The 23,647-nt window shown below is 39.5% G+C and carries 20 protein-coding genes; 15 read left to right on the top strand and 5 right to left on the bottom strand.

Translation table 11 applies throughout. The features are described 5' to 3' along the window. Nucleotides 1-30: 30 nt before the first annotated feature. Both dnaE and FDK13_RS25695 read right to left on the bottom strand, forming a co-directional pair. The gene (dnaE, locus tag FDK13_RS25700) at nt 31-3,684 is read right to left on the bottom strand and encodes a DNA polymerase III subunit alpha (protein WP_137342886.1); all 3,654 of its coding nucleotides are present in this window, start codon (nt 3,682-3,684) and stop codon (nt 31-33) included. A gap of 57 nt (nt 3,685-3,741) precedes the next feature. After that, nucleotides 3,742-4,431: a DUF2461 domain-containing protein gene (locus tag FDK13_RS25695; protein ID WP_137342885.1), complete on the bottom strand. Its 690-nt coding sequence runs from the start codon at nt 4,429-4,431 to the stop codon at nt 3,742-3,744. 155 nt (nt 4,432-4,586) lie between these two features. Here FDK13_RS25695 and FDK13_RS25690 point away from each other — a divergent pair, with 155 nt between their 5' ends. The 6 genes from FDK13_RS25690 to FDK13_RS25665 all read left to right on the top strand — a co-directional run bounded on the left by FDK13_RS25690 (nt 4,587) and on the right by FDK13_RS25665 (nt 8,904). After that, nucleotides 4,587-4,814, top strand: a complete 228-nt coding sequence (locus tag FDK13_RS25690) for a hypothetical protein (protein WP_137342884.1) — start codon at nt 4,587-4,589, stop codon at nt 4,812-4,814. A 337-nt stretch (nt 4,815-5,151) separates the two neighbouring features. After that, nucleotides 5,152-6,129 carry a tryptophan--tRNA ligase gene (trpS, locus tag FDK13_RS25685; RefSeq protein ID WP_137342883.1) on the top strand — a complete coding sequence of 326 codons (978 nt, stop codon included), beginning with the start codon at nt 5,152-5,154 and terminating at the stop codon, nt 6,127-6,129. After that, nucleotides 6,126-6,701: a phosphatase PAP2 family protein gene (locus FDK13_RS25680; RefSeq protein ID WP_137342882.1), complete on the top strand. Its 576-nt coding sequence runs from the start codon at nt 6,126-6,128 to the stop codon at nt 6,699-6,701. The genes trpS and FDK13_RS25680 overlap by 4 nt, the downstream gene beginning before the upstream one ends. Before the next feature lie 38 nt (nt 6,702-6,739). Next, nucleotides 6,740-7,684, top strand: coding sequence for a ribose-phosphate pyrophosphokinase (locus FDK13_RS25675; RefSeq protein ID WP_137342881.1), 945 nt, complete (start codon nt 6,740-6,742; stop codon nt 7,682-7,684). A gap of 33 nt (nt 7,685-7,717) precedes the next feature. Further along, nucleotides 7,718-8,284, top strand: coding sequence for a 50S ribosomal protein L25/general stress protein Ctc (locus FDK13_RS25670; RefSeq protein ID WP_137342880.1), 567 nt, complete (start codon nt 7,718-7,720; stop codon nt 8,282-8,284). A gap of 125 nt (nt 8,285-8,409) precedes the next feature. Continuing rightward, nucleotides 8,410-8,904, top strand: coding sequence for a DUF421 domain-containing protein (locus FDK13_RS25665; protein WP_137342879.1), 495 nt, complete (start codon nt 8,410-8,412; stop codon nt 8,902-8,904). A gap of 2 nt (nt 8,905-8,906) precedes the next feature. On the opposite strand, the gene FDK13_RS25660 is transcribed toward FDK13_RS25665, so the two are convergent. Next, nucleotides 8,907-9,842 carry an NAD(P)-dependent oxidoreductase gene (locus FDK13_RS25660; protein ID WP_137342878.1) on the bottom strand — a complete coding sequence of 312 codons (936 nt, stop codon included), beginning with the start codon at nt 9,840-9,842 and terminating at the stop codon, nt 8,907-8,909. Between the two features lie 204 nt (nt 9,843-10,046). Between FDK13_RS25660 and pdxA the strand changes: the two genes are divergently transcribed. From pdxA to FDK13_RS25625, 7 genes are all read left to right on the top strand, one after another. Then, complete coding sequence (pdxA, locus tag FDK13_RS25655; protein WP_137342877.1) at nt 10,047-11,150, top strand: 4-hydroxythreonine-4-phosphate dehydrogenase PdxA; 1,104 nt, start codon at nt 10,047-10,049, stop codon at nt 11,148-11,150. A 70-nt stretch (nt 11,151-11,220) separates the two neighbouring features. Beyond that, a complete protein-coding gene (locus FDK13_RS25650) occupies nt 11,221-12,108 on the top strand; it encodes a YicC/YloC family endoribonuclease (RefSeq protein WP_137342876.1) in 888 nt (295 codons plus the stop codon). Further along, complete coding sequence (locus tag FDK13_RS25645; RefSeq protein WP_137342875.1) at nt 12,109-12,735, top strand: DNA-3-methyladenine glycosylase; 627 nt, start codon at nt 12,109-12,111, stop codon at nt 12,733-12,735. Nucleotides 12,736-12,920: 185 nt separating this feature from the next. Further along, nucleotides 12,921-14,702, top strand: coding sequence for a tetratricopeptide repeat-containing sensor histidine kinase (locus FDK13_RS25640; protein ID WP_170982919.1), 1,782 nt, complete (start codon nt 12,921-12,923; stop codon nt 14,700-14,702). 74 nt (nt 14,703-14,776) lie between these two features. Next, on the top strand, nt 14,777-15,958 hold the full coding sequence (locus FDK13_RS25635) for a class I SAM-dependent methyltransferase (protein ID WP_137342873.1): 1,182 nt from the start codon (nt 14,777-14,779) through the stop codon (nt 15,956-15,958). A gap of 120 nt (nt 15,959-16,078) precedes the next feature. Continuing rightward, nucleotides 16,079-18,400 (top strand): efflux RND transporter permease subunit, encoded by a 2,322-nt coding sequence (locus FDK13_RS25630; RefSeq protein WP_137342872.1) that lies wholly within the window; start codon nt 16,079-16,081, stop codon nt 18,398-18,400. A gap of 45 nt (nt 18,401-18,445) precedes the next feature. Further along, nucleotides 18,446-19,831: a M28 family peptidase gene (locus FDK13_RS25625; RefSeq protein WP_137342871.1), complete on the top strand. Its 1,386-nt coding sequence runs from the start codon at nt 18,446-18,448 to the stop codon at nt 19,829-19,831. 79 nt (nt 19,832-19,910) lie between these two features. Here the strand turns inward: FDK13_RS25625 and FDK13_RS25620 are convergent, their stop codons facing one another. After that, a complete protein-coding gene (locus tag FDK13_RS25620; protein ID WP_137342870.1) occupies nt 19,911-20,645 on the bottom strand; it encodes a proteasome-type protease in 735 nt (244 codons plus the stop codon). Nucleotides 20,646-20,880: 235 nt separating this feature from the next. Here FDK13_RS25620 and FDK13_RS25615 point away from each other — a divergent pair, with 235 nt between their 5' ends. Both FDK13_RS25615 and FDK13_RS25610 read left to right on the top strand, forming a co-directional pair. Then, nucleotides 20,881-21,348, top strand: coding sequence for a nuclear transport factor 2 family protein (locus tag FDK13_RS25615; protein ID WP_137342869.1), 468 nt, complete (start codon nt 20,881-20,883; stop codon nt 21,346-21,348). Between the two features lie 53 nt (nt 21,349-21,401). Further along, nucleotides 21,402-21,953, top strand: coding sequence for a DUF2911 domain-containing protein (locus FDK13_RS25610; RefSeq protein ID WP_137342868.1), 552 nt, complete (start codon nt 21,402-21,404; stop codon nt 21,951-21,953). Nucleotides 21,954-22,021: 68 nt separating this feature from the next. Here the strand turns inward: FDK13_RS25610 and FDK13_RS25605 are convergent, their stop codons facing one another. Continuing rightward, entirely contained in the window at nt 22,022-23,599 is a 1,578-nt protein-coding gene (locus FDK13_RS25605; protein ID WP_170982918.1) for a glycoside hydrolase family 32 protein, read from the bottom strand. Nucleotides 23,600-23,647 lie beyond the last annotated feature (48 nt).

The following is a 23,647-nucleotide window of genomic DNA, read 5'->3' as shown; positions in this document are numbered from 1 at the left end:
TAAAAGTTCCGGAAATATGAAATATCCGTACTAGTTAAGAAAAAATTTCACACCCGGAAAACCATCCAGAATTTTAAACAATTCATTTGTTGGCGAGACACGATAATTCCGTAAAACCATCTCTACTTCCAAATGTGTTTCAGGATCCTTAACCGTCATATTTACAGGACATGGGCCAGGATTATTACTAAAAGTATCATTTAATAAGGAAATAAATTCAGCATCGATCTGATCGAGTGTCAGATTGATTCTTATCTTTTTACACATCTTATCCCGGATTTCAGTTAGCAGTTGTATAGAAGAAATTTTAAACTCAAACTGATCTTCCTGTTTCCAGCGATTTTGTATTTTTCCTTTGATATACAAAAAGCGTCCTACTTCGAGGTAGTTTTTAAACTTCACACAATCCTCTCCACCCAAAAGCATTTCTATCGAACCTCTGTAATCCTCTAATTTAAAGATCATGAAAGGATTACCATTTTTGGACATCCGCTCAATGACACTGGTCACAATTCCGCCTACACTTATTTCTTTACCAAAATTCCTTGGCGCGCGTTCTCCCTCATGAATGGTCAATAATTCATTCAGTGTTCCGTTACAGAAATTATCAAGTTCGAGTCGGAATGTATCCAAAGGATGCCCCGAGATGTAAAAACCAACGACTTCCTGTTCATATCTAAGTTTCGCGAGATCATCCCAAGGTTGTACATCAGCCGGTTTTGGCTTTGCCATTAGCGCTTCATTTCCTCCAAATGCACCAAACAAAGAAGCTTGGGCTGATGCCTTTTCAGCATGATAATTATTCGCATAACGAATCAGACGCTCAATAAAAGTACCAACATCACCACCAGGTTCAGAGGTAAAATATTGTGCGCGGTGATAATCCTCAAAGCAATCAAAACCACCCGCATAAGCCAGGCTTTCGAGCGTCTTCTTATTTACGGTTCTTAAATTGACACGGGTAATAAAATCAAAAATATCTTTAAACTCTCCGTTCGTATCACGTTCTTCTATTATCGATTCAACCGCGGCATCACCGCTTCCTTTAACACCGGCAAGCCCAAACCTGATTTCTCCCCTGCTAGTCGCATTAAACTGACGATCCGATTCGTTGATATCCGGCCCCAAAACCGTAATCCCCTGGCTCTTACACTCTTCCATAAAGAATGTAATTTTTTCAATATTACCCAGCGAACTTGTCAATACAGCCGACAAATATTCTGCCGTAAAATGCGCTTTCAGATAAGCAGTCTGGTAAGCAACAAAAGCATAGCAGGTTGAATGGGATTTGTTAAAGGCATACGATGCAAAAGCCTCCCAGTCGGTCCAGATTTTTTCAAGTTTCTTTAAATCCAGACCTTTTTCTTCCCCGCCCTTCATGAAATACCCTTTCATTTTATTCAGGGTTTCAATCTGTTTCTTACCCATTGCTTTGCGCAAGGTATCCGCCTGGCCTTTTGTAAATCCACCCAGTTTCTGGGACAAAAGCATTACCTGTTCCTGATAGACTGTAATTCCGTATGTATCAGCAAGATACTCTTCCAGTTCTGGTAAATCGTAGGTAATTTCTTCATGCCCGTTTTTCCGACGGATAAAGTTTGGAATATAGGCAATCGGTCCCGGACGGTATAATGCGTTCATCGCAATAAGGTGTTCAAAACGGTCGGGAATAAGATCCCGCATGTGTTTTTTCATACCGTCAGATTCAAATTGAAAAATCGCGTTGGTTTCTCCTCTCTGAAAAAGCTCAAATACTTTCGGATCATCCAGCGGAATATCGTCAATGACGATTGAAATACTATGATTCCGTTTGATCAGGCGAAGTGCTTCTTTAATAATGGTCAGGTTTCGCAGACCCAAAAAGTCCATCTTTATAACACCCGCATCTTCTATAATTTTCCCCTGATACTGTGTAATCAGAAAATCAGAATCTTTGGAAGTACTTACAGGAATAATCTCAGTCAGATCGCTTGGAGCAATAATAATACCTGCCGCATGAATACCCGTATTTCTTACAGTTCCCTCCAATCGTCTGGCTTCCTGTAACACGCTGGCCTGAAGATCATTTCCGGCAATGATCGCCCTCATTTTCTTCACGTTATCCAATTCCTCAGGAGCAATCCCCTCCTTTTTGGTCAAACTCCCCTCACCTTCCAGCGGCGCAGAAAATATTCTTGCCAAAGTCATATTGTAGGCCGGTTTATCTGGAACAAGTTTCGCGAGCATGTTGGCATCCTGCAACGGCAAATCCATTACACGGGCAACATCCTTGATTGCAGATTTGGCAGCCATTGTACCATACGTTACAATTTGGGCAACCTGGTTATAACCATATTTCTTAACAACGTAATCAATCACTTTCTGCCGGCCTTCATCATCGAAATCCGTATCAATATCAGGAAGTGAAATACGGTCAGGATTAAGGAAACGCTCAAAAAGTAAATCGTATTTAATCGGGTCAATATTGGTAATTCCGGTACAATATGCTACTACCGATCCCGCAGCAGAACCACGTCCGGGACCAATAAAAACACCCATTTTCCGGCCCGCATCAATAAAGTCAGCCACGATCAGGAAGTAACCGGGGAAACCCATATTTCTGATTACATTCAGCTCAAAATTTAGACGTTCTTCAATTTCAGGCGTAATTGTGCCATATTTGAATTTTGCACCTTCAAAAGAAAGGTGTCTTAAAAATTCCCATTGATTTAAAACATCAGCTGTAAGTTCTTTCGTCCCTACCATTTCGGACAACGTGTGTGTCTTGAATTCTTCCGGAATCGGGAAGTTCGGCAGCAGAATATCTTTCCTTAAATCAAGCGTTTTTATCTTGTCAACGATCTCATTCGTATTGTCTATCGACTCGGGTAAGTCGTTAAACAATTTCATCATTTCACTTGTATTTTTGAAATAAAACTGATCGTTGAAAAATGCAAAACGAGAACCTTTCGGGATTCCTTTGTCATCATCAAAATCCTTCGCCGAAGGCGTGCTTTGTTTATCACCCGTATTGATACAAAGCAAAATATCATGCGCATTCCAATCCTCCCGATCTACATAATGTGAATCATTGGAAGCTATAATTTTAACATTATATTTTCTGGCAAAACGGATCAGTACTTCATTAACGATATACTGATCCCGGATTTCGTGACGTTGTAATTCAACATAAAAATCGTCCCCAAAAAGATCCAGCCACCATTTAAATTCCTTTTCAGCTTCGGCCTCACCTTTTCTGATAATTGTTTTGGGAATAATCGCACCAATACAACAAGTTGTAGCGATAAGTCCTTTATGATATTTCACAATCAGCTCTTTATCAATCCGCGGGTATTTCCCATACATTCCCTCTATAAAACCAAGAGAACACATTTTGACAAGATTTTTATAGCCAATTTCATCTTTTGCCAAAAGCAGCTGATGATGGCGGACATCCTTTTTTTCTTTCGTAAACTGGCGAATATGGCGGTCTTCTACGACGTAAAATTCACAGCCAACAATTGGTTTTATGCCCTGTTTATTACCTTCGGCCACAAATTCAAAAACACCGAACATATTCCCATGGTCGGTAATGGCAACGGCCGGCATGTTATCTTCCTTCGCTTTTTTGAAAAGCTTTTTGATATCAGCAGCACCGTCAAGCAGCGAAAATTGTGTGTGGCAATGTAAGTGGGAAAATTGCATATTTATTTTTTGAAGATTCGCTCAATTCTGTCATTCACTAATTCTATCATTCAATCATTATAATTGAATATCCTCCGCTTCCGGATTGGCATCGTACAATATATAATTCATAAAATCGGTATAAGGTTTCAGCAATTTCATTCCATTTATTATTGAATCTGCGAAATCCTTTGAAGTCACATCCTTATCCGTAAAACGATGGATAAAGAAAAGTTGTTTTCGTCTTAACAACTCAATTTCCGGATGATCTTTTGGGTATCCTTTGGGAGCTGTTTTTAAGGATTCGCCTGAAATTTCAGGAAAAAATTCACGAAAGGTTTTTTCATGAATAATGCTTTTCAATTCATCTGCATTGTAATCAACTTCCTGCCGATATTTGCTCAATTGCTCCGCAGTTGCGTCCCACATCCCGCCGCCTAAAAAAGAATTTCCATCCGGCTGAATATGGAGATAGTAATCAACTTTGCCCGAACTTCTCCCACCCGGCCCGATTCCCGCACTTAAATTACTTTTATAAGGATCTTTATTTTTCGAAAAACGCACATCCCGATTGATCCTGAAAATGCAATCTTTTACCTGCAAATTCCCCAAATCATGAAATTTACCAAGTTCTGTAATTAAAATACCGACCAGTTTTTCAAGATCTGCTTTGGAAGCATCATATCGTTTTCTGTTTTCCAGAAACCATTCTCTATTGTTGTTTTGAACTAAGTCAGTAAGAAATTTCAGTGTTGATGATTGAAGCATAAAATATATTCTGAGATAATAATCTGTTTTTCACGTTTAATAAACCTTAGACAATTTACAAATATCAAATTTACCACGTTTTTCTGAATCAATTTAACGAATTTTACAATTCGAAAGGACGAAGTTTCTTTAAAACTCATAATCAACTGAAAATTATGAACGTTCAATTTTTGTCAAATGAAAAGGGTGAAAAGACAGCTGCCGTGATACCGATTGAATATTGGAATAAGATCAAACAGCAACTTGAAATTGAAGTACCAGATTTCTGGGGAGATTTGCCCGAACATGTTAAGGACGGAATACAAAGGTCTCAAAAGCAATTTTTAGCCGGAGAAACAAAATCCAACGATGAGGTAATGGAAAAATATAAAAAGTATCTATGACTTTTCCCATCCGCTGGACCACAGAAGCGCAAGAAAGCTTTGGTCATATCACACACTACATAGAAGAGCATAGATCGGAAAAACAAGCACAAAAAATTTGTAAGAACCGTCAATAAAACGATACTCGAAATTGCTAATTTCCCATATATTTTTGAGGCATCAGCGTCAAATTCTTCTATTCGAAAAGGTTTCGTAAACAAACGGTGCTCCTTGTTTTATCAGATTGAAAATGATGTAGTCATACTACTTTATTTCTGGGATAATCGCCGAAAACCACGTTTGTAAAATACAATGTTTACAACAAAATTTGATATAAGTAAATCAGTTAATTAATTAAATGGCCAGAATTCTTACCGGGATACAAAGTAGCGGGCTTCCACATTTGGGAAATCTTTTGGGTGCAATCCAGCCTGCTATTGAACTATCCAAAAATCCACAAAACGAATCTTTTCTTTTTATAGCGGATCTTCATTCGCTGACTACACTTAAAAACGGATCTGAGCGCGAATTATATGTTCGCTCCATTGCATCAACGTGGCTTGCATTTGGGTTTGATACGGATAAAAATGTATTCTGGAGACAATCCCGGGTTCAGGAGCACGCAGAACTTTCATGGTATCTGAGCTGCTTCACGCCTTTTCCTATGCTTGCAAATGCCACTTCTTTCAAGGATAAATCTGAAAAACTTGCAGATGTAAATGCTGGATTATTTACCTACCCGGTTTTGATGGCGGCAGATATTTTGCTTTACAATGCTAATATAATTCCGGTTGGAAAGGATCAAAAGCAGCATCTGGAAATGGCAAAAGATATCGCTTCGCGATTTAATAATCTTGCCGGAGAAGATATTCTGGTTTTGCCAGAACCGCTTATCGACGAAAGAATGATGACAATTCCGGGTGTAGATGGACAGAAAATGAGTAAATCTTACAATAATTATATCAACATTTTTCTACCTGAAAAGGAATTGAAAAATGTTCTTAAAAAGATTGTTTCAGATTCTACGCCGCTTGAAGAACCCAAAGATCCTGATTCTGACATTACCTTTAAACTGTATTCTTTGCTAGCCTCAGAAACGGAAACGGAGACGATGCGTCAGAATTATTTGAATGGAGGTTACGGTTATGGTCATGCAAAACAGGCACTTTTTGAAATAATACTTGAAAAATATGCGGAGCCGCGCCGTCTCTATAATTACTACATGGAGAATAATGACGAATTGGAAAATATCCTGAAAACGGGTGAAGAAAAAGCAAGAATTATTGCCAGAGAAACAATCGCAAAAGTCCGCCGTGTTCTCGGATACGGCGAATGAGTCCTGCCATTGACAGCCTTGTTCACGGAGATCAACAGCTTTTCCTTTTGCTGAATGGCGAGCATGTGCCCTGGATAGATTCAATCATGTACTGGGCAACTTATAAGTTCACCTGGATTCCGATGTATCTGGTTTTGCTTTTTTTTACAATAAAAACAGAAAAGAAAAAAGCGGCCGCCATAATCGTTACTGTTTTAGCGGCGGTAATTTTATCTGACAAGCTTGTTTCCGGTGTGATGAAACCTTATTTTGAACGTTTCCGCCCTTGTCATGAACCGTTGCTGGCTGGGCTTGTGCATAATGTTGGTGGATGCGGAGGCTTATACGGATTCGCGTCTGCGCACGCCGCAACCAGTTTTTCTCTTGCCATTGTTTGGTTCCAACTGACAAAGGGCAAGATCAGAAATATGGGCTGGCTGTTTGCCTGGGCGGCTTTTTATTCTTATAGCCGTGTGTATGTTGGCGTCCATTATCCGGGTGATATTTTCGTCGGAGCACTGGCTGGCCTGATCGTTGGCTGGATATGTATTCAACTTTATTTAATATTTTTGAAGAAATACTATCCTAATTAATTGATTTTTATTAATTTTGCGCAAATTTTAGTTTAGCCATGGGCTCTTTTAATACAGTAAAAATATTTTCAGGAAGTCAGTCTGAGTATCTGGCAAAAGACATTGCAAGGTATTTCGGCAAGGAGTTGGGAGGATACACATTGCGCAAATTCAGTGATGGCGAATTATCCCCGAGCTTCGAAGAATCAGTGCGTGGTTGTGACGTATTTCTGATCCAGTCGACATTTCCGCCGGCAGATAACTTACTGGAACTGCTTTTGATGGTCGATGCAGCCCGACGCGCCTCTGCACATTATGTTACGGTTGTCATCCCTTATTTCGGATATGCACGTCAGGACAGAAAGGACAAACCCCGTGTAGCAATAGCCGCAAAAGTGGTTGCCAATTTGTTAACAGCTGTTGGAGTGGATCGTTTAATGACTGTTGATCTTCACGCAGGTCAAATTCAGGGATTCTTTGATTTACCTGTTGATCACCTGGAAGGAACGTCGATTTTTGTTCCTTACATTAAGTCACTTGGACTGAAAAACCTGCTTATTGCGTCACCTGATATGGGTGGAGCAGCAAGGGCAAGGAATTTTGCCAAGTTTATGAACGTTGATATGATTTTGTGTGATAAACACAGAAAAAGAGCCAACGAAATTGCAAGTATGCAGGTTATCGGTGAGGTTGAGGGAATGGATGTTGTGCTTGTGGATGATTTAATTGATACCGGCGGCACTTTGTGTAAGGCAGCAGAGATTATTATGGCAAAAGGTGCAAATTCAGTCAGAGCCATTAGTACTCACCCGATTATGTCCGGGAAAGCACATGAAAATATTGCAAATTCTGTCTTGGAGGAATTAATTGTCACAGATACTATCCCTCTTAAGCAACAGAATGACAAAATACGCGTATTGTCAGTTGCGGAGTTGTTCGCAAAAGCAATAGGACGTATCAGAGATCACGAGTCTATTAGTTCATTGTTTATAAATTATCAGTAAATTTTATTTTTTTTAACTTTAATAATTATTCTTATGAAAACGCATGAGATTGTAGGGTTTAGAAGAGCGAATCTCGGCAAGGTGGAAGCTCAGGAGTTACGTGCTCAGGGTTATGTTCCATCTGTGCTGTATGGTGGTACCGAACAAGTGCATTTTTATGCACCTGCTATGTTGTTCCGCACATTGCTTTTCACACCGGATGCTTTTAATGTTACCTTGAATATCGAGGGAACTATATATAATGCTATTTTACAGGAAAAACAATTCCACCCTGTAAATGACATGTTGTTGCACGCTGACTTTCTTCAGATCATCGAAGGAAAAGAAATCAAGATTGAAGTACCTGTAAAATTAACGGGAACCTCATCTGGTGTAATGAAAGGTGGTAAAATGAACCAAAAATTGCGTAAATTGCGTGTACAAGGTTTGGCAGAAAACATTCCTGATTATGTAGAAGTTGATGTAACTGAACTTGATCTTGGAAAATCTGTTAAAGTTGGTGCTATCAAGCCTGAGGGTTTCACTATCCTTAGCTCAATCAGTAACCCAATCGCATCAGTAGAAATCCCACGTGCTCTACGCGGTACAATTGGTAAATAATAAGTATTTTATTTTTCATGGCTAATAGATGCAAACGTGCCGACCTTTGGTCGGCATATTTGTTTTACAGCTATTCGTTTTTTAAATAGCTTACACACTTATTCCCATACAGTTCAAAAATATCAATGGATAAACTTTTCAATGTAGACTGGCATGCCATGTTTGTTCCCAGCTTATCGCTGCTGGAAATATTTTTACGGGGAACATTCACGTACTGGGTTATTTATCTCTGCATGAGATTATTTCGCAGAGGAACAGGGCAGCTAAGTATCAGCGACTTACTTCTGATAACAATGATTTCTGACGCCGCTCAAAATGCGATGGCCGGAACTTATAATTCAGTAGTCGAAGGTGCAGTGCTAATCCTGACGCTCGTATTCTGGGATTTTGCGATTGACTGGATGGGTTACAAAAAGGTGATTTTTGGAAAGTTTGCAAAGCCAGATCCGGTATTACTCGTTCGAAACGGCAGACTTTTACATAAAAATATGGAAAAGGAATTGATAGGCGAAGATGAATTAATCGCGCTTTTAAGGGAAAAAGATGTAGATGATTACACAAAAGTAAAAACATGCTACCTCGAAGCAACAGGAAATATCAGTGTTATTTTAAAAGAATAATCTTAGGCCATCACCAGCCATTCTTTTATTTGACGAAGCAAAACTTCATTGATCCTTACATAACTTTCGTGTGTCCAGCCACCAATATGGGGCGTGAGTACAACGCGATTGGAATTAATCAGATAATCAAAAACAGCCTGCTGTTCTTCGGTCAAAGTTTTTAATTTTTCATTTTCCAAAACATCCAGACAAGTGCCGATTATTTTTCCTGATTTCAAGCCCTCTGCAACAGCAGTCAGGTTTACCACTTTTCCTCTTGACAAATTCATCAGATAAAAGGGTTTGGAAAAATTTTCAATAAATTTCTGGTCAATCAGGTATTTCGTTTCATCCGTAAGCGGAACGTGTAAACTTAAAATATCTGCTTCCTGCATAATTTCTTCCAGAGAAGCTTCCGTAGCAAAAGCGTCGCCATAATTGTCACGGTATTTATCAAAAGCTAAAACCTTACAGCCAAATCCACTTAACCGTTTCGCCGTAGCTCCGCCGTTGTTTCCATAACCAATGAGTCCCACGGTTTTCTTCATCAGCTCCACGCCCCTGTTTCCTTCCCTGTCCCAAATTCCGTTTCGAACTTCCTTATCCGCTTTTACAATATTTGCCAGCAAGCCTAAAAGCATTCCAAGCATGTGTTCGGCTACTGCATCCCGGTTGCCTTCACCTGCGTGAAAAACCTCAATGCCTTTTTCTTTTGCAATTTCAAGATCAATTAAGTCAAGGCCCGCTCCTGCCCTTGCGATAAAACGAAGTTTTTTTGCTGGTTGCATTACTTCCAGATCAACAAAAGTTTTGCTCCGGATAAACAATCCTTCATATTCTGGTAATTCACGGATAATATCTTCCCTTTTGTATTCGGGATGGTAAGCATATTCCCAACCTTCCGCTTCCAACATTGTAAAAAGAGACGGATGCATGGAGTCTGCTATCAGGATTTTCATAGGTGCACGGGAATTTTTGTAACTTGCCAATTGATTAGTTTTACAAAAGTAATCAGAAATACATACAAGGGAGGATATAAATGCATATTCCGCATGAAGTTCTGTGTTTAAAATTCTTCATTATGAATACAAAATTATTAATATCAGTACCTTGCAAAGTAATTTCAACAAAACAGAAATAACAATCAATACTATATCAAATAAATGAGTGAACTACCAAGTGATAAACCATTAATAGGGATTACGTTAGGAGATTACAACGGGATTGGCCCGGAAGTGATCCTTAAAGCATTGGAAGGAAATCAGTTAGCTAAATTATGCACACCGGTTATATACGGTTCTTTGCGCGTACTGAATCAATATCGCAATCTTTTTGAAATGAAAGACTGGACGTTGCATGGGATCCAAAAGCCTGAGCAGGCGAATCCAAAGCTATCCAACGTAATTACCTGCTGGCACGATCATCAAACAGAAATTCAACCTGGAAAAGTTACTCCGGAAGCAGGACAAGGCTCTTTATCGTCATTGAAGCGGGCAGTTGAAGATCTTAAAGCAGGAAAAATACATGCTCTTGTCACCGGCCCTATCAATAAAGACAATATTCAAAGTGCAGAATTTAAATTTCCGGGACATACAGAATTTTTGGCAGAGGCTTTCTCTGTTCAGGAAGCCTTAATGTTTATGGTTTCCGGCGATCTTCGTGTGGGCGTTCTTTCCGGCCACATTCCCGTAAAGGATGTTCCGGCATGGGTCACTACTGAAAAACTGACTGCCAAAATTGAGCAAATGCTTTATTCATTAAAAAATGATTTTGGTATAAAAAAGCCAAGATTGGCCGTTTTAGGTTTAAATCCTCACGCTGGTGAAAACGGTTTGCTGGGTAGTGAAGAAATTGATACAATTATTCCTGTGTTAAAAAGTTTCCGGGAAAAGGGTAATCTGGTTGTTGGGCCCTTCCCGGCAGACGGTTTTTTTGCAGCCGGAACTTATAAACAATATGACGGAGTTTTGGCCATGTACCACGACCAGGGCTTGATTCCTTTTAAAACATTGGCTTTTAACGAAGGAGTAAATTTCACTGCCGGATTGTCAGCTGTAAGAACTTCACCTGATCACGGGACCGCTTATAATATTGCAGGAAAAAATCAGGCAGAACCAGGTTCGCTGTTACAGGCAATTTATCTGGCCTGCGATCTGGCAAAATACAGAACATTCAGTCAGGATATTGACAAAAAAGCACTGATAACAAAACCACAGCAATCGGAAAGCCAGCATCCGGCAAAATCAGGAAAACAAAGACAAAATTGATGCAAGCAAAAAGGCCCATTTTTTGTGGCAGCTTTCCTCACTTAACTTTCAATTTAATTAAAGACCCTACATGTTAAGATCCATGACCGGCTACGGTGTAGCAAACATCGAATCCGAATCGATCAACGTAACAGTTGAGATTAAAACACTGAATTCTAAATTCCTGGATATATACTGTCGCGTTCCGAGAAATTATTCAGAACGTGAAATAGAAATCCGCAACCTTGTAACGCAATCTTTGGAACGCGGAAAGGTTGAAGTAAGCCTGACAGTGCAACCCGTTGGAAAAGCTATTGCAACAACAGCGGTAAATCGTCCGTTGGTAAAAGCTTATTTTAATGATTTATCCGAAACAGCCAATGATTTAGGTTTTTCCGGAGAATATACGGATTTGCTGCGTATGGCACTTCAAATGCCTAATGCCTACAATACTGAATCTGTAAGTGAAACAAATCGCGATAATGACTGGGCTCAGATTAAAGAAGCCGTTCACGAAGCGTTAAGAAAATGTACTGTTTTTCGTGAGCAGGAAGGTAAAATGACTGCTGATAAATTTGCAGATTATATCGGCACCATTTCAACACTTTTGGAAGAAGTAAAAGAACAGGATAAATTACGCATTCCGGCAGTACGTGAACGTTTGGAAAAACAGGTGCGTGATTTGTTGTCCGACGAAAATTTTGATCCAAACCGCTTTGAGCAGGAACTGATTTATTACATAGAAAAATTTGATATTTCAGAGGAAAAAATTCGACTTGCCAATCATTTGTTATATTTCAATGAAACATTGCAATCTCCCGAAAGCAATGGTAAAAAGCTGAACTTTATTGCCCAGGAAATCGGACGGGAAATTAACACGATCGGTTCAAAAGCGAATGACTATGGCATTCAGCGTTTTGTGGTTCAGATGAAAGATGAACTGGAAAAAATCAAGGAGCAAACTATGAATATCATTTAGATGATTCCTGGCGAAAATCGTTTGCCAATATCCTTTTACGAAGCTTACGACACGCGTACGCTAGCCCAAAAATTACTAGGCTGCGAACTCGTTCACAATAGTCCCGATGGTATCACCAGCGGGATTATTGTTGAAACAGAAGCCTATTTACAGGATGATCCCGCTTGTCATGCCTATCAGAAAAGAACGGCAAGGACAGAGCCTATGTACGCTGCCGCGGGAACTATTTATGTTTATCTCATTTATGGAATGTACCAATGTGTAAATGTTGTAAGCAACAAGCCAGGCTGTGGAGAAGCGGTGTTGATCCGGGCTCTTGAACCCGTGAAAGGCATTGAGCTCATGGAAATGCGAAGGGAAATATCCCGAAACAAAAAATCCGGTGTATTAAAAAAACCGATTTCAACAAAGGAACTATGCCGTGGACCAGGAAAGCTTGTTCAGGCGATGGGCATCGACAAGTCCGTTCACAATGCCCAGTCTTTGATCGAAAGTAATTTATACATCACGCCTTCTGCATCTTGCAATCCTTTTGAAATAGAAATTTCCAAAAGAATCGGAATCACACAGGGAGCTGATTTTTTGTATCGTTATTCTATCAAAAACAACCCTTTTGTAAGTAAATAAGTATACATACAGCTACAAAAACAAAATTTATACTACAAACAAATAAAAGAAATGCCTACAAGGTGACTTTTTGTTTTATGATTTTCTATATTTGGCCTTTCTTTAAAACACTCAGCGTTATATAACTTCTAATAAAAATTTTATTTGGTCTAATACGCGCCTTGCCATACATGTTGAATTTATTTATGGCTAAATTTTACTCATTAGCTTTTATTTTACTGGTATACGTAAACCTTTTCGAAGGGTTTACTTCTTTTGCCCAGACTTCAAGAACTCAAGAGGTCGTGGTGCGATCGAAATATTCAACAAGTTTCCCCAAGGACACCGTATTGATATATAAATACCGCAAGCTTGCTTTAGATAATTTGTATTATGACGCAGACAAAGCTGTTGTATACGCCCAACAGATTCTACGGCTCTCGCAAAAACATCAATGGCCGAAAGGCAAGATCATGGCATATGATTTGCTTTGTACCTATTATATAATCGATGGCAGCTATGACATTCTGAGAGAAATATCCAATGAAATACTTATTCTTTCTCAAAAAGAAAACCTTCCGCTCTATACCGCCAATGCCAAAAGATTTCTGGGAGAATCCGCAGCAGAATATAAACAATTTGACACCTCACTTGCTAATTTCCAAAGTGCCTTTAAAATTTACAGCAGCCTGAAACTCGACAGTTCCAAGGCAGTTTGCCTGGAAAATATTGGTAACTTTTATCGCGAAAAGCTGGAATATCCCGAGGCGAATCGTTATTATGATTTGGCTTATCGCTCATTCGAGAAAATTGGCTCACAACTTGGAATGGCATCTGTTCTGCAAAACCGAGGCTATCTTTATGTAAGAAAAAATGAATTGGATAAGGCTGAAAAATATGTCAGCCAGGCGCTGGTAATATTTCAGAAGCTGAACAATCGTTTTGGGATGCTTAATGCACTTAACGACTTGGGAAATGTTTATTTTTCCAAAAAACAATATGACAAAGCTATCAAATCAGAAAGCGAGGCGCTTGCACTCAGCAAACTTTACCATTCTTCCCGTCAGACGAACTGGGCTCTGATTTGTCTTTACAAGGCATACAAAGGACAAAATAATGTTGAACAGTCACTCAACTACCTGGAACAGGTCGATTATATCCGCCGTACACGACACCTCGAACGCGTTGCGAGAGAGTATAACATGTATAAGCTGATTTATGAAAACCAGCAAATGGATTCTGAAATTCAGCAAAAAATCATCAATGAACAAAATACGATTCAAAGTTTTTTAATCGGTTTTTTGGTTCTGATCGTAGCTTTTTCAGCCTTCCTTTGGTTTAATAATAAAAAGCTTAGACTAAAAAATGCTGCAATAAAAGAAGCGCTTATCCAGGGACAAACTATTGAAAGAAAACGTGTTGCAGCTGAACTTCATGACCATTTAGGTGGCACACTTGCCTCTTTGAACTGGTATTTATACGGCATGGATAAAAAACTTTTATCCGAAGAAGAGCAAAAAATTTACCAAAGTGTCCATCAAATGGTTGGAGCCGCTTATAGGGAAGTCAGAAGTTTATCTCATAACTTAATGCCGGTCGAGCTTGAAGAACACGGGCTCGTCATGGCTTTGCAACGCCTCATTGGTAAGCTGAACGAAAACAATTCTATTCATTTTACCTTCGAAGTTGACGGGCTAGAAAAAAGACTTGACAAAAAAGTGGAATTTGAATTGTACAGTATCCTGCTGGAACTTACCAATAATATTCTTAAACATTCCAAAGCAGACAAAGCAGAAATTTCGTTGACAGAATCCGTTCGCACTATTCATCTGACTATTAGCGATAATGGAAATGGAATCAAAAATAATTCTTTGCACGGCGCGGGTCTGGGAAATGTGAAGAACAGGGTGCAAAGTCTTAAAGGGAAAATCATGATTTCTAACGAAGAAAACCCTGGAACGAACATTGGAATTGAGATCCCTAAATAAACTTATTCTCCTTTCAACAAACTGTATTAGCGTTCGTGGTGTTAGTGTAGTTTGAGAAAAACAAAACACGTCTAATGATTATTTCCGAAAAAATTAAGGAGTTCACCACTGCAATCTCGCAAACCATTACCAATCAAACTTTCATCAGCCTTTCTCTGGGCAATTATAAAGGCAGCGAAGAAAACCTGAAAAATCTTTATGTCAAAAGAATTCTGATCAAAAAAGAGGAGAAACTAAGCTTTACTTATCGCTATAAAACCAGGGACATTGTTAAAAACTTTTCCATAGCAGAAGCGGTCAACATGATAGAAAAATTTCTCCTCGAAGGGTTCAAGGTATCTACACTTTTTTCAACGGAATCGGATCTGCAATTTGAAATTCTCAATACCGGTAAAGTTACTTTAAAGAAAAAGCCTTCATCCAAAAGTACTGCTTCACTAGATCATGATAAAAATAAAAAACGGTTAATCCCGGCACAAAATAAATCTTATCTAACTGATTTAAAGATCACTGACCAGGAGGGGAATGTCTTTAAAAATGCACAGGATAAATACAAACAGATCAATCACTACGTCGAAATACTAAGTTCGCTTATAAAGGAAATCCCTACTGAGGGAACTATAAAAGTGGTTGATATGGGCTCTGGAAAGGGATATCTTACTTTTGCCTTGTACGATTATCTTCAAAATGTACTAAATCTTCAACCCGAAATTACCGGCGTTGAATTCCGGGCAGATATGGTTGCGCTTTGTAATAACATAGCCGAAAATGCCGCTTTCAAAAGTCTGAATTTTGTAGAAGGAACGATAGAAAATTATGAAAACAAGGAAATTGATATTCTTATTGCACTTCATGCCTGTGACACGGCAACGGATGATGCCATTTTCAAAGGGATAAAAGCAGAGGCAGAATTAATTGTAGTAGCGCCTTGCTGTCACAAACAAATCCGCAGGGAGATTGAAAAACACAAAGCAACCAACGACGTCGACTTTTTAACGAAATACGGAATTTTTCTTGAACGCCAGGCCGAAATGGTTACCGACGGAATCCGGGCAATGATTTTGGAATATTGTGGCTACAAAACAAAAGTTTTTGAATTCATTTCAGACGCTCATACGCCAAAAAACGTTATGATTGTCGGTATTAAAAATCATAAGTCAAATCCGGACAAAACGCAGCTGCTGAAAAAAATAAAAGATGCTAAATCTTATTTCGGCATTGAGTACCATCATTTGGAAAGAATGTTGGGAATTTGATGCATGGCATGAGAATTTATATAATTATTTTTTTGAAGTGACAAAAAAGGTCAAAAAAGACCGTTTCCTAAACATGCTGTGTATATTTGCAGCTTTTTGCAAAAAACCTAATTACAATATATGTGGAATAAATTAGCAACTTACATAATCCGCTACCGGCTTTGGTGGGTTGCATTGGTGTTGGTCTCAACAGTTTTCATGGCTTATGAGGCAAAAAAAATCGAACTTTCTTATCAGTTTGCAAGAATCCTCCCCGCAAACGACCCGGTTGAAAAAGAATATCAGGATTTCCGTAAATTATTTGGCGAAGACGGCAGTGTAATGGTGATCGGCTGGCAGGATCCGGAACTGTTTCAGGTCAATAAATTTCAGGACTGGTGCAAACTAGCACAGCGCATCAAGGAAACTACCGGCATAAAAAATGTTTTATCCCTGGCCAATCTGCAAAAAGTTGTAAGAAACGACAGTCTGAGTCAGTTTGATTTCGCTCCTGTTATCAGAACAATTCCAACAACCCAAACAGAAGTTGACAGCCTGAAAAAGGAAATTCTTAATCTTCCGTTTTACGAAGGTTTGGTGCTTAATTCCAAAACAAATGCCACACTTATTGTCATAACCTTTAACGATAAAGCACTTAATTCAGCTCGCCGTCTTAGTATAGTAAGTGATATTGAAGCAATGGCCGAGGAATTTGCTGTCAAATATAAAACGGATCTGCATTATTCAGGTATGCCTTATATCCGGACAGTCAACATGAAGAAAATTTCTGGTGAAATGGAATTGTTCATGGGACTGGCCGTTTTGGTTACGCTTTTTATCCTTTGGGCTTTTTTTCGATCCTTCCGCCTTACACTGCTTTCAATTATTGTTGTATTGATTGGCGTAATATTTTCGGTTGGTTTTCTACAATTATTTGGGTATAAAATAACGGCACTTACAGGGCTAATTCCTCCCCTGCTCATTGTAATCGGCGTTCCTAACTGCGTATTTTTTATTAATAAATACCAGACAGAACTTAAAGCCGGTCGAGCAAAAGATGATGCATTACTGGAAATGGTTCGCCAGATCGGTCTGTCGACTTTCTTGGCTAACATAACCACGGCAATCGGATTTGGCGTTTTCTACTTTACCAATAGCACATTACTAGTTGAATTTGGTATTGTTGCTGCGATCAGTGTGATGGTCACTTATGTACTTTGCCTGTTGCTTCTTCCGATCACGCTTCATTATATGGATGTGCCAAAAGCACGCCATTTGAAACATCTGGATGGGAAATGGGCACATGGTTTTCTTACAAAAGTAAATTATCTGGTACATAACCGTCGCAAGGAAATTTATATCGCCATGGTCATTATCATCGTCGTTTCAGGTTATGGTATGACCAAAATCAAGGCAATAGGTTATGTGGTGGATGATCTTCCAAAAAACGATCCGGTATACACCGACCTTCGTTTCCTTGAAAAAAACTTCAATGGCGTTTTACCTTTTGAAGTTATGATCAACACCAAGGAAAAAAATGGTGTTTTTGGTGATCAGGCTGCGGTACTCTACAAAATAAAATCGCTGCAAAATGAACTTGGAAAGTATAAGGAATTTTCAAAACCAGTTTCGGTTGTAGAGGCTTCACGTTTCCTTTATCAGGCTTACAGAGGTGGCGATGCCAAATATTATGCCTTGCCGGGTGCACTGGAATTGTCGAAACTGACTAATTATGTTCAGGGAAAACAGGGAGCTTCCAAACAAATTAATTCGTTTTTGAACGAAGATAAAAGCGTAACACGTGTAAGTTTTCAAATGGCTGATGTGGGTTCGGAACGTATCAAGGTTTTGATGAAAGAAATCCGCCCGAAAGTGGATTCTATTTTCAGTCCGGCCAAATACAAAGTTAGTCTGACGGGACATAGTTTGGTATTTTTGAAAAGCAATGACTATTTGCTTGGAAACTTGTATGAAAGTTTACTGATCGCAATTCTTCTGATCGCCGTCGTTGGAATGGTACTTTTCCGATCGATTCCGATCATACTTTTGTCAAAATTACCGTGTCTTATTCCTTTGGCTCTGACTGCCGGCATCATGGGATATTTCGGGATTTATTTCAAACCGACAACCATTCTCATTTTCAGTATTACTTTTGGTATCGCATCGGATGGAACCGTTTATTTCCTTACAAGGTACCGTCAGGAAATTTATGACAAAGGACTCAATGCGTCACAGGCCGTTACCAATTCTATATTTGGAACCGGACTAAGCATGATTTACACAGCAGTAATTCTTTTTTGTGGTTTCTCAATTTTCTCTGCTTCGAGCTTTGGCGGAACGGCTGCGATGGGTGTCATGGTTTCAATAACTTTGCTGGTTGCTATGTGTACCAATTTGATTTTACTGCCTGCGTTGCTCCTTTCCATTTCCAAATGGCAGGGAAAAGGCGAAAAACCGTCCTGATAGTAATTAATATTGATTAGTAAACACTCCTATAAAAAACAAGAAATGAAAAGAACAATGCTTTCTGTGGCGATGTTAGCCTTATGCTCAACAACAGCCACTTTTGCCCAGTCCGACTACCAGGCTGACTCGATTTTTATCCGTAAAATTTTCAACACGGCTTTATCCGAAGGACACTCTTATGAATATTTAAGAGATCTTACCCAGAAGGTTGGCGCGAGATTAAGCGGCTCGGCCGGAGCTGCGAAGGCTGTTGAGTACACCCGGGATATCATGGTTAAGGAAAACTTTGACAATGTCCTTTTGCAAAACGTGATGGTTCCGCATTGGGTACGTGGAGCAAAAGAGAAAGCGTATATTCTTTCAGGAAAACAAAAAATCGTAGTCCCAATCGCTGCTTTGGGCGGTTCAGTTGCAACACCCAAGGGCGGGACAAAAGCAAAGGTTATTGAAGTTCAAAATTTTCAGGAATTAAGAGCTCTTGGAACGGATAAAGTGAAAGGAAAAATCATTTTCTTCAACCGTCCGATGGATCCTACCAAATTAAATACTTTTGAAGCATACGGCGGTGCTGTAGAACAACGTGGTTACGGCCCGAGTGAAGCCGCAAAACTTGGTGCTGTCGGCGCTATCGTTCGTTCGATGACGACAAGACTGGATGATTTCCCTCACACAGGCAGCTTGCGTTATGCCAGCGGAGCAGGTATGATTCCGGCCGCAGCCATTTCTACAAACGGTGCTGAACTGTTAAGCAAGCTGATAAAAGAAAATCCGGATACGGAAATTTATTTTGAACAATACAGCGAGACGCTTCCTGATGTTGCTTCGCATAATGTGATCGGCGAATTAAAAGGATCTGAAAATCCTGCAAAATACATCGTTGTTGGCGGACATCTTGATTCCTGGGATTTTGCACAAGGCGCACATGACGATGGCTCTGGCTGTGTTCAATCCATCGAAGCGGTTCGTTTGCTTAAAGTTTTGGGATACAAGCCAAAAAACACTTTGAGAGCTGTGATGTTTATGAATGAGGAAAACGGACTGAAGGGTGGGATTGCTTATGCCGATTCAGCAAAAAATAAAAATGAGAAACACATTGCTGCTATCGAATCCGATCGTGGTGGGTTTATTCCATTGGGTTTTGGTGTAGTTGGAACACCAGCTCAAAAAGCGAAAATTGTTTCCTGGACAAAATTATTTACACCTTACGGCTTGTATGAATTAGGACCAGGCGGCGGCGGCGCGGATATTGGGCCATTGGGTCCGCAAGGAACCGTTTTGATGGAATTAATTCCTGACTCTCAGAGATATTTCGATTATCACCATGCTGCCAATGACACTTTTGACAAAGTCAGCAAGCGCGAGCTTGAACTTGGCGGGGCTTCCATGGCAGCCATGTTATACCTGATTGATAAATACGGAGTGGAATAATTCACTTCAACCAGAACAAAAAAGATCGGGCCTGAATAAAATATTTATTCAGGCCCGATCTTTTTTGTTCTGGGTATATTTAATCCTGTTTTTCTTTAATTTTATCAAAGGAAACATCCATCCAGTCTTCCGGAATTTCGTCCAGATCTTCTTTCAGTTTTGCTGCCCAAAGTTCAGATACTTTTTCCATATCTTTCTTTTCATAGCGATGCTCAACAATCGCGAAACTATCTTTTTTGTAAAGCACAACATCAATGGGAAATTCGACATCATTGTTACTAACACGCGTTGAATCAAAAGAAAGAAAGCCTGCTTTCAAGGCTTGTTTCATCGTAGATTCATCGTCAAGTACTCTATTCAAAATCGCTTTTCCCTGACCTGAATTCCCGATAATTACATAAGGAGACCCTTCATCAAGTTCCACCCAGTTTCCTTCGGAATATAGCAAAAAAAGCTTGTGCTCTGCATCATCTTTCAGCTGTCCGCCAACAATCGTATTCAGATTAAACTTCAAACCAGCACGTTCAAGTGCCTCTTTGTCTTCAACAGCAACCCTTTTCACTTGTTCTCCAAACGCATTAACCGCCTTATACAATTTGTTATAAACTACTCCTTCCTCAATCAGTTCTTCAAAATAATGTACCGCCTTATCCCTCACAGAACGCAGGCCGCTGGTCATGATAAAAAGAGAATAATTATCTTTTTGAGCAATGTACATCTTCTTTTTTGTAGTTGTATTGGTACCAGCTGTGATGCGCGTATCCGCAATCGCCACCAATCCTTCTTTCACTTTAATTCCTAAGCAATAAGTCATAATTCCGTCTTTACTTTAAATAATGGAAAGATTTCCGTGTGAAATAAACCCTTCCTATCGTGCAATTAAATCAATTCTCCACAAAAATACCAAATCCAAAAGGTTACTTTAAGCTTTATCTAATAATTAATATAACCTCCCACCTCTTGTTTCTGTCAGCCTTTTGTACATTTATAGCCCCGGGCTTTGAAAACCGGGTTTCCAGCTTCAACTTTCTTCTTACAAATCAACCTTTATGGCGTCTAACGGACAATTGATCACCGCATTTTATACAAGTTTCCGGAATAAAGATTACAAAGCTATGCAAGATTGTTACGCCGAAAATGCTGTCTTCAATGACGAGGCCTTTAAAAATCTCAACAGTGAAGAAGTGAAAGCGATGTGGGAAATGCTTTGCAAATCAGGAAAAGAACTAAGCCTTACTTTTGGAAATGTTACCGAAAATGAAACGGGCGGAACTGCGGAATGGACAGCTTCCTACCTTTTTTCAAGAACCGGAAAACGGGTAGTCAACAATGTATATGCAAAATTTGTCATCCAAAATAATAAAATTGTAAAACACACAGACACCTTTGACTTTTATACCTGGGCCAAACAAGCATTCGGCACAACCGGATTATTACTTGGCTGGACACCCTATTTCAGAAATAAAGTTCAGACTGCGGCCAGAGAAAATCTGGATAACTTTATGAAAAAGAAATAAATTAGCAGCTAATATCATCCCAATTACTATTCCCAATAATTACTTTCAAAAAAATGAAAAAAGCAATTTTACTATCATCTATGCTTTTCATAGGTGCAATTTCTGCCAATGCCCAGACATTCAGAGGCCTTGATGCAAGTCCGATGGATAAAGCTTTTTATCCAGACAATTTCTCTCACGATCGCAAAGGCGACGACAAAGCGCTTGTTCGCGTAACGTACAGCCGCCCGGCCAAAAAGAACCGTGAAGTCATTGGAAAACTGGTTCCATTTGGAAAAGTATGGAGAGTTGGAGCGGATGAGTCTACCGAAATCAAATTTTACCAGGATGCAACGATTCAGGGACAAAAAGTAAAGGCTGGCACCTACGCTTTATTCGCCATTCCGGGAGAAACGGAATGGACAATTATCCTGAATAAAGATTTGGATTATTGGGGTGCTTACAGCTACAAAGAAGCTGATGATGTCCTAAGAGTAAAAGTACCTGCGAAAAAAACAGCCGAAAATATCGAAAATTTCACTATTCAGTTTGCCAAAGTCGATAATGGCGCGGTAATGAAATTTGGCTGGGAAAATACAGTGGTAGAAACGCCGATCACTTTCTGATTAAAAAAAGTAAAGGCTCTATCAAAAGAAATTTCGATAGAGCCTTTACTTTTTAGTATAAAACGATTTTACTCCATAGAAGTCTTCATCTCCCAGATGTTAATATTTTTGAAAGTCGTGGCTACTTCGGTTGAAAACAATTCATAACTTACTTTTTCGGAAAGAGGAAAAACCAGATCCGTCATCACCTGCTTTCCGCCATTCGCAAAAACTTCGATATTGTTCCTGTCCACCAGAATTCTGATGGCTATATCATCATTAGTATCCGGCATTGGCACAGATTCAATACTAGGGAATTTAGGACCAAAACCTACATTCCCGCTTTTAGTACGATCAATTTTCAGCGTATTATCAATTTTGTTGTAATAAACCAGCGTCTGATTTTCTCCATGTTTCAATAATTTAATCCCGGCCTGCTCCGCAGAACTTTTTTTAATTATAAATTCAATATCAAGCATACTGCCGGAAATAGAATTCAGTAATTTGCTTCCTGTCACGGCCACAGAATTTTGTGTTGCTAAAAGCTGACCGCGATAGGAAGTCACTTCTCTGACAGGAAATGATTTTATCCGATATTCGCTGTTTTCATTTTTATAGATTGAAAGTTCTCTCGGAACAGACATTTGGCCTCTAAAACCTTTTGACGGCGTGGTCGCAGCATATTCCCAGCTATTTTCCCAACCGATCATGATTTTGCGTTTGTCGTTGTCGGGCAGGTTGTTGAAAATAATTCCGGCATAAAAATCCTTACCGTAATCCAGGTATAATGGATATTGTAAAATATCGGGAGTGAAAGTTTTTCCGTCAAAGTTTCCGATAAAATACTGCATCCCCAAATTTCCGTTTTGCTGAGGATGACCACCGGAAACCGTTATTACCCATTTTGTGGTGCCGGGTTCATTTTCAACAGGCAATTCAAATATATCCGGGCATTCCCAGATTTTACTTTTATCTCCGAATTTGTCCCCAAATTCACTTAATAAACTCCATGATTTTAAATCCGGGGAGGCATAGAGCTGCACCTTAAAATCCAGCGGTTTGGCCACAATCATAATCCATTGTTTGGATTGTTCCTGCCAGAAAACTTTTGGATCGCGAAAATCCCTGGTGTGCAAATCGATCAACGGATTTTTGTCATACCTCGTAAATTGTTTTCCATCAAGGCTATACGCCAGGCTTTGGCTTTGAGAAATGCCCGTACCGCTGCTATCAATATGCGCCGTGTAAATGGCTACCAAAGGAATCTCACCATCTTTTTTCCCAAAACCCGATGTATTGTTTTTATCAACAACTGCAGTGCCGCTGAAAAACATGGTACTGGTACCATTTCCGTTTGGATAATCCTGCAAAGCAACCGGCTGATGCTCCCATTTCATCATATCCTTGCTCGTTGCATGACCCCACGACATATGTCCCCAGGTATCTCCTTCGGGATTATACTGGTAAAAAATATGGTATTGATCGTTATAAAAAACCAGCCCGTTTGGATCATTTGTCCAGTTTTGAGGTGGCGCAAAATGAAAAGCAGGTCTGTAAGTCATTTCTTTGGTGGAATCCACAGACTGCGCATTTACCAAAGAAGTATTGTTTAACTGGCTGATCATTAAAGCAATCGTAAAAGTCCGAATGGTTTTTAGCATTCTCATAGATAAAAATGTATTAAGCAGGGCCGATTTGTCTGTTAGTTTAAGCAA

Origin of the sequence: Dyadobacter frigoris (assembly GCF_005280585.1) — a bacterium.
GTDB lineage: Bacteria > Bacteroidota > Bacteroidia > Cytophagales > Spirosomataceae > Dyadobacter > Dyadobacter frigoris.
This window is presented reverse-complemented; position numbering and strand designations above follow the sequence as displayed.

Coding starts and splice junctions, on each gene's coding strand:
- dnaE (WP_137342886.1), bottom strand. CDS start 3,684: ATGCAATTTTCCCACTTACATTGCCACACACAATTTTCGCTGCTTGAC.
- FDK13_RS25695 (WP_137342885.1), bottom strand. CDS start 4,431: ATGCTTCAATCATCAACACTGAAATTTCTTACTGACTTAGTTCAAAAC.
- FDK13_RS25690 (WP_137342884.1), top strand. CDS start 4,587: ATGAACGTTCAATTTTTGTCAAATGAAAAGGGTGAAAAGACAGCTGCC.
- trpS (WP_137342883.1), top strand. CDS start 5,152: ATGGCCAGAATTCTTACCGGGATACAAAGTAGCGGGCTTCCACATTTG.
- FDK13_RS25680 (WP_137342882.1), top strand. CDS start 6,126: ATGAGTCCTGCCATTGACAGCCTTGTTCACGGAGATCAACAGCTTTTC.
- FDK13_RS25675 (WP_137342881.1), top strand. CDS start 6,740: ATGGGCTCTTTTAATACAGTAAAAATATTTTCAGGAAGTCAGTCTGAG.
- FDK13_RS25670 (WP_137342880.1), top strand. CDS start 7,718: ATGAAAACGCATGAGATTGTAGGGTTTAGAAGAGCGAATCTCGGCAAG.
- FDK13_RS25665 (WP_137342879.1), top strand. CDS start 8,410: ATGGATAAACTTTTCAATGTAGACTGGCATGCCATGTTTGTTCCCAGC.
- FDK13_RS25660 (WP_137342878.1), bottom strand. CDS start 9,842: ATGAAAATCCTGATAGCAGACTCCATGCATCCGTCTCTTTTTACAATG.
- pdxA (WP_137342877.1), top strand. CDS start 10,047: ATGAGTGAACTACCAAGTGATAAACCATTAATAGGGATTACGTTAGGA.
- FDK13_RS25650 (WP_137342876.1), top strand. CDS start 11,221: ATGTTAAGATCCATGACCGGCTACGGTGTAGCAAACATCGAATCCGAA.
- FDK13_RS25645 (WP_137342875.1), top strand. CDS start 12,109: ATGATTCCTGGCGAAAATCGTTTGCCAATATCCTTTTACGAAGCTTAC.
- FDK13_RS25640 (WP_170982919.1), top strand. CDS start 12,921: ATGGCTAAATTTTACTCATTAGCTTTTATTTTACTGGTATACGTAAAC.
- FDK13_RS25635 (WP_137342873.1), top strand. CDS start 14,777: ATGATTATTTCCGAAAAAATTAAGGAGTTCACCACTGCAATCTCGCAA.
- FDK13_RS25630 (WP_137342872.1), top strand. CDS start 16,079: ATGTGGAATAAATTAGCAACTTACATAATCCGCTACCGGCTTTGGTGG.
- FDK13_RS25625 (WP_137342871.1), top strand. CDS start 18,446: ATGAAAAGAACAATGCTTTCTGTGGCGATGTTAGCCTTATGCTCAACA.
- FDK13_RS25620 (WP_137342870.1), bottom strand. CDS start 20,645: ATGACTTATTGCTTAGGAATTAAAGTGAAAGAAGGATTGGTGGCGATT.
- FDK13_RS25615 (WP_137342869.1), top strand. CDS start 20,881: ATGGCGTCTAACGGACAATTGATCACCGCATTTTATACAAGTTTCCGG.
- FDK13_RS25610 (WP_137342868.1), top strand. CDS start 21,402: ATGAAAAAAGCAATTTTACTATCATCTATGCTTTTCATAGGTGCAATT.
- FDK13_RS25605 (WP_170982918.1), bottom strand. CDS start 23,599: ATGAGAATGCTAAAAACCATTCGGACTTTTACGATTGCTTTAATGATC.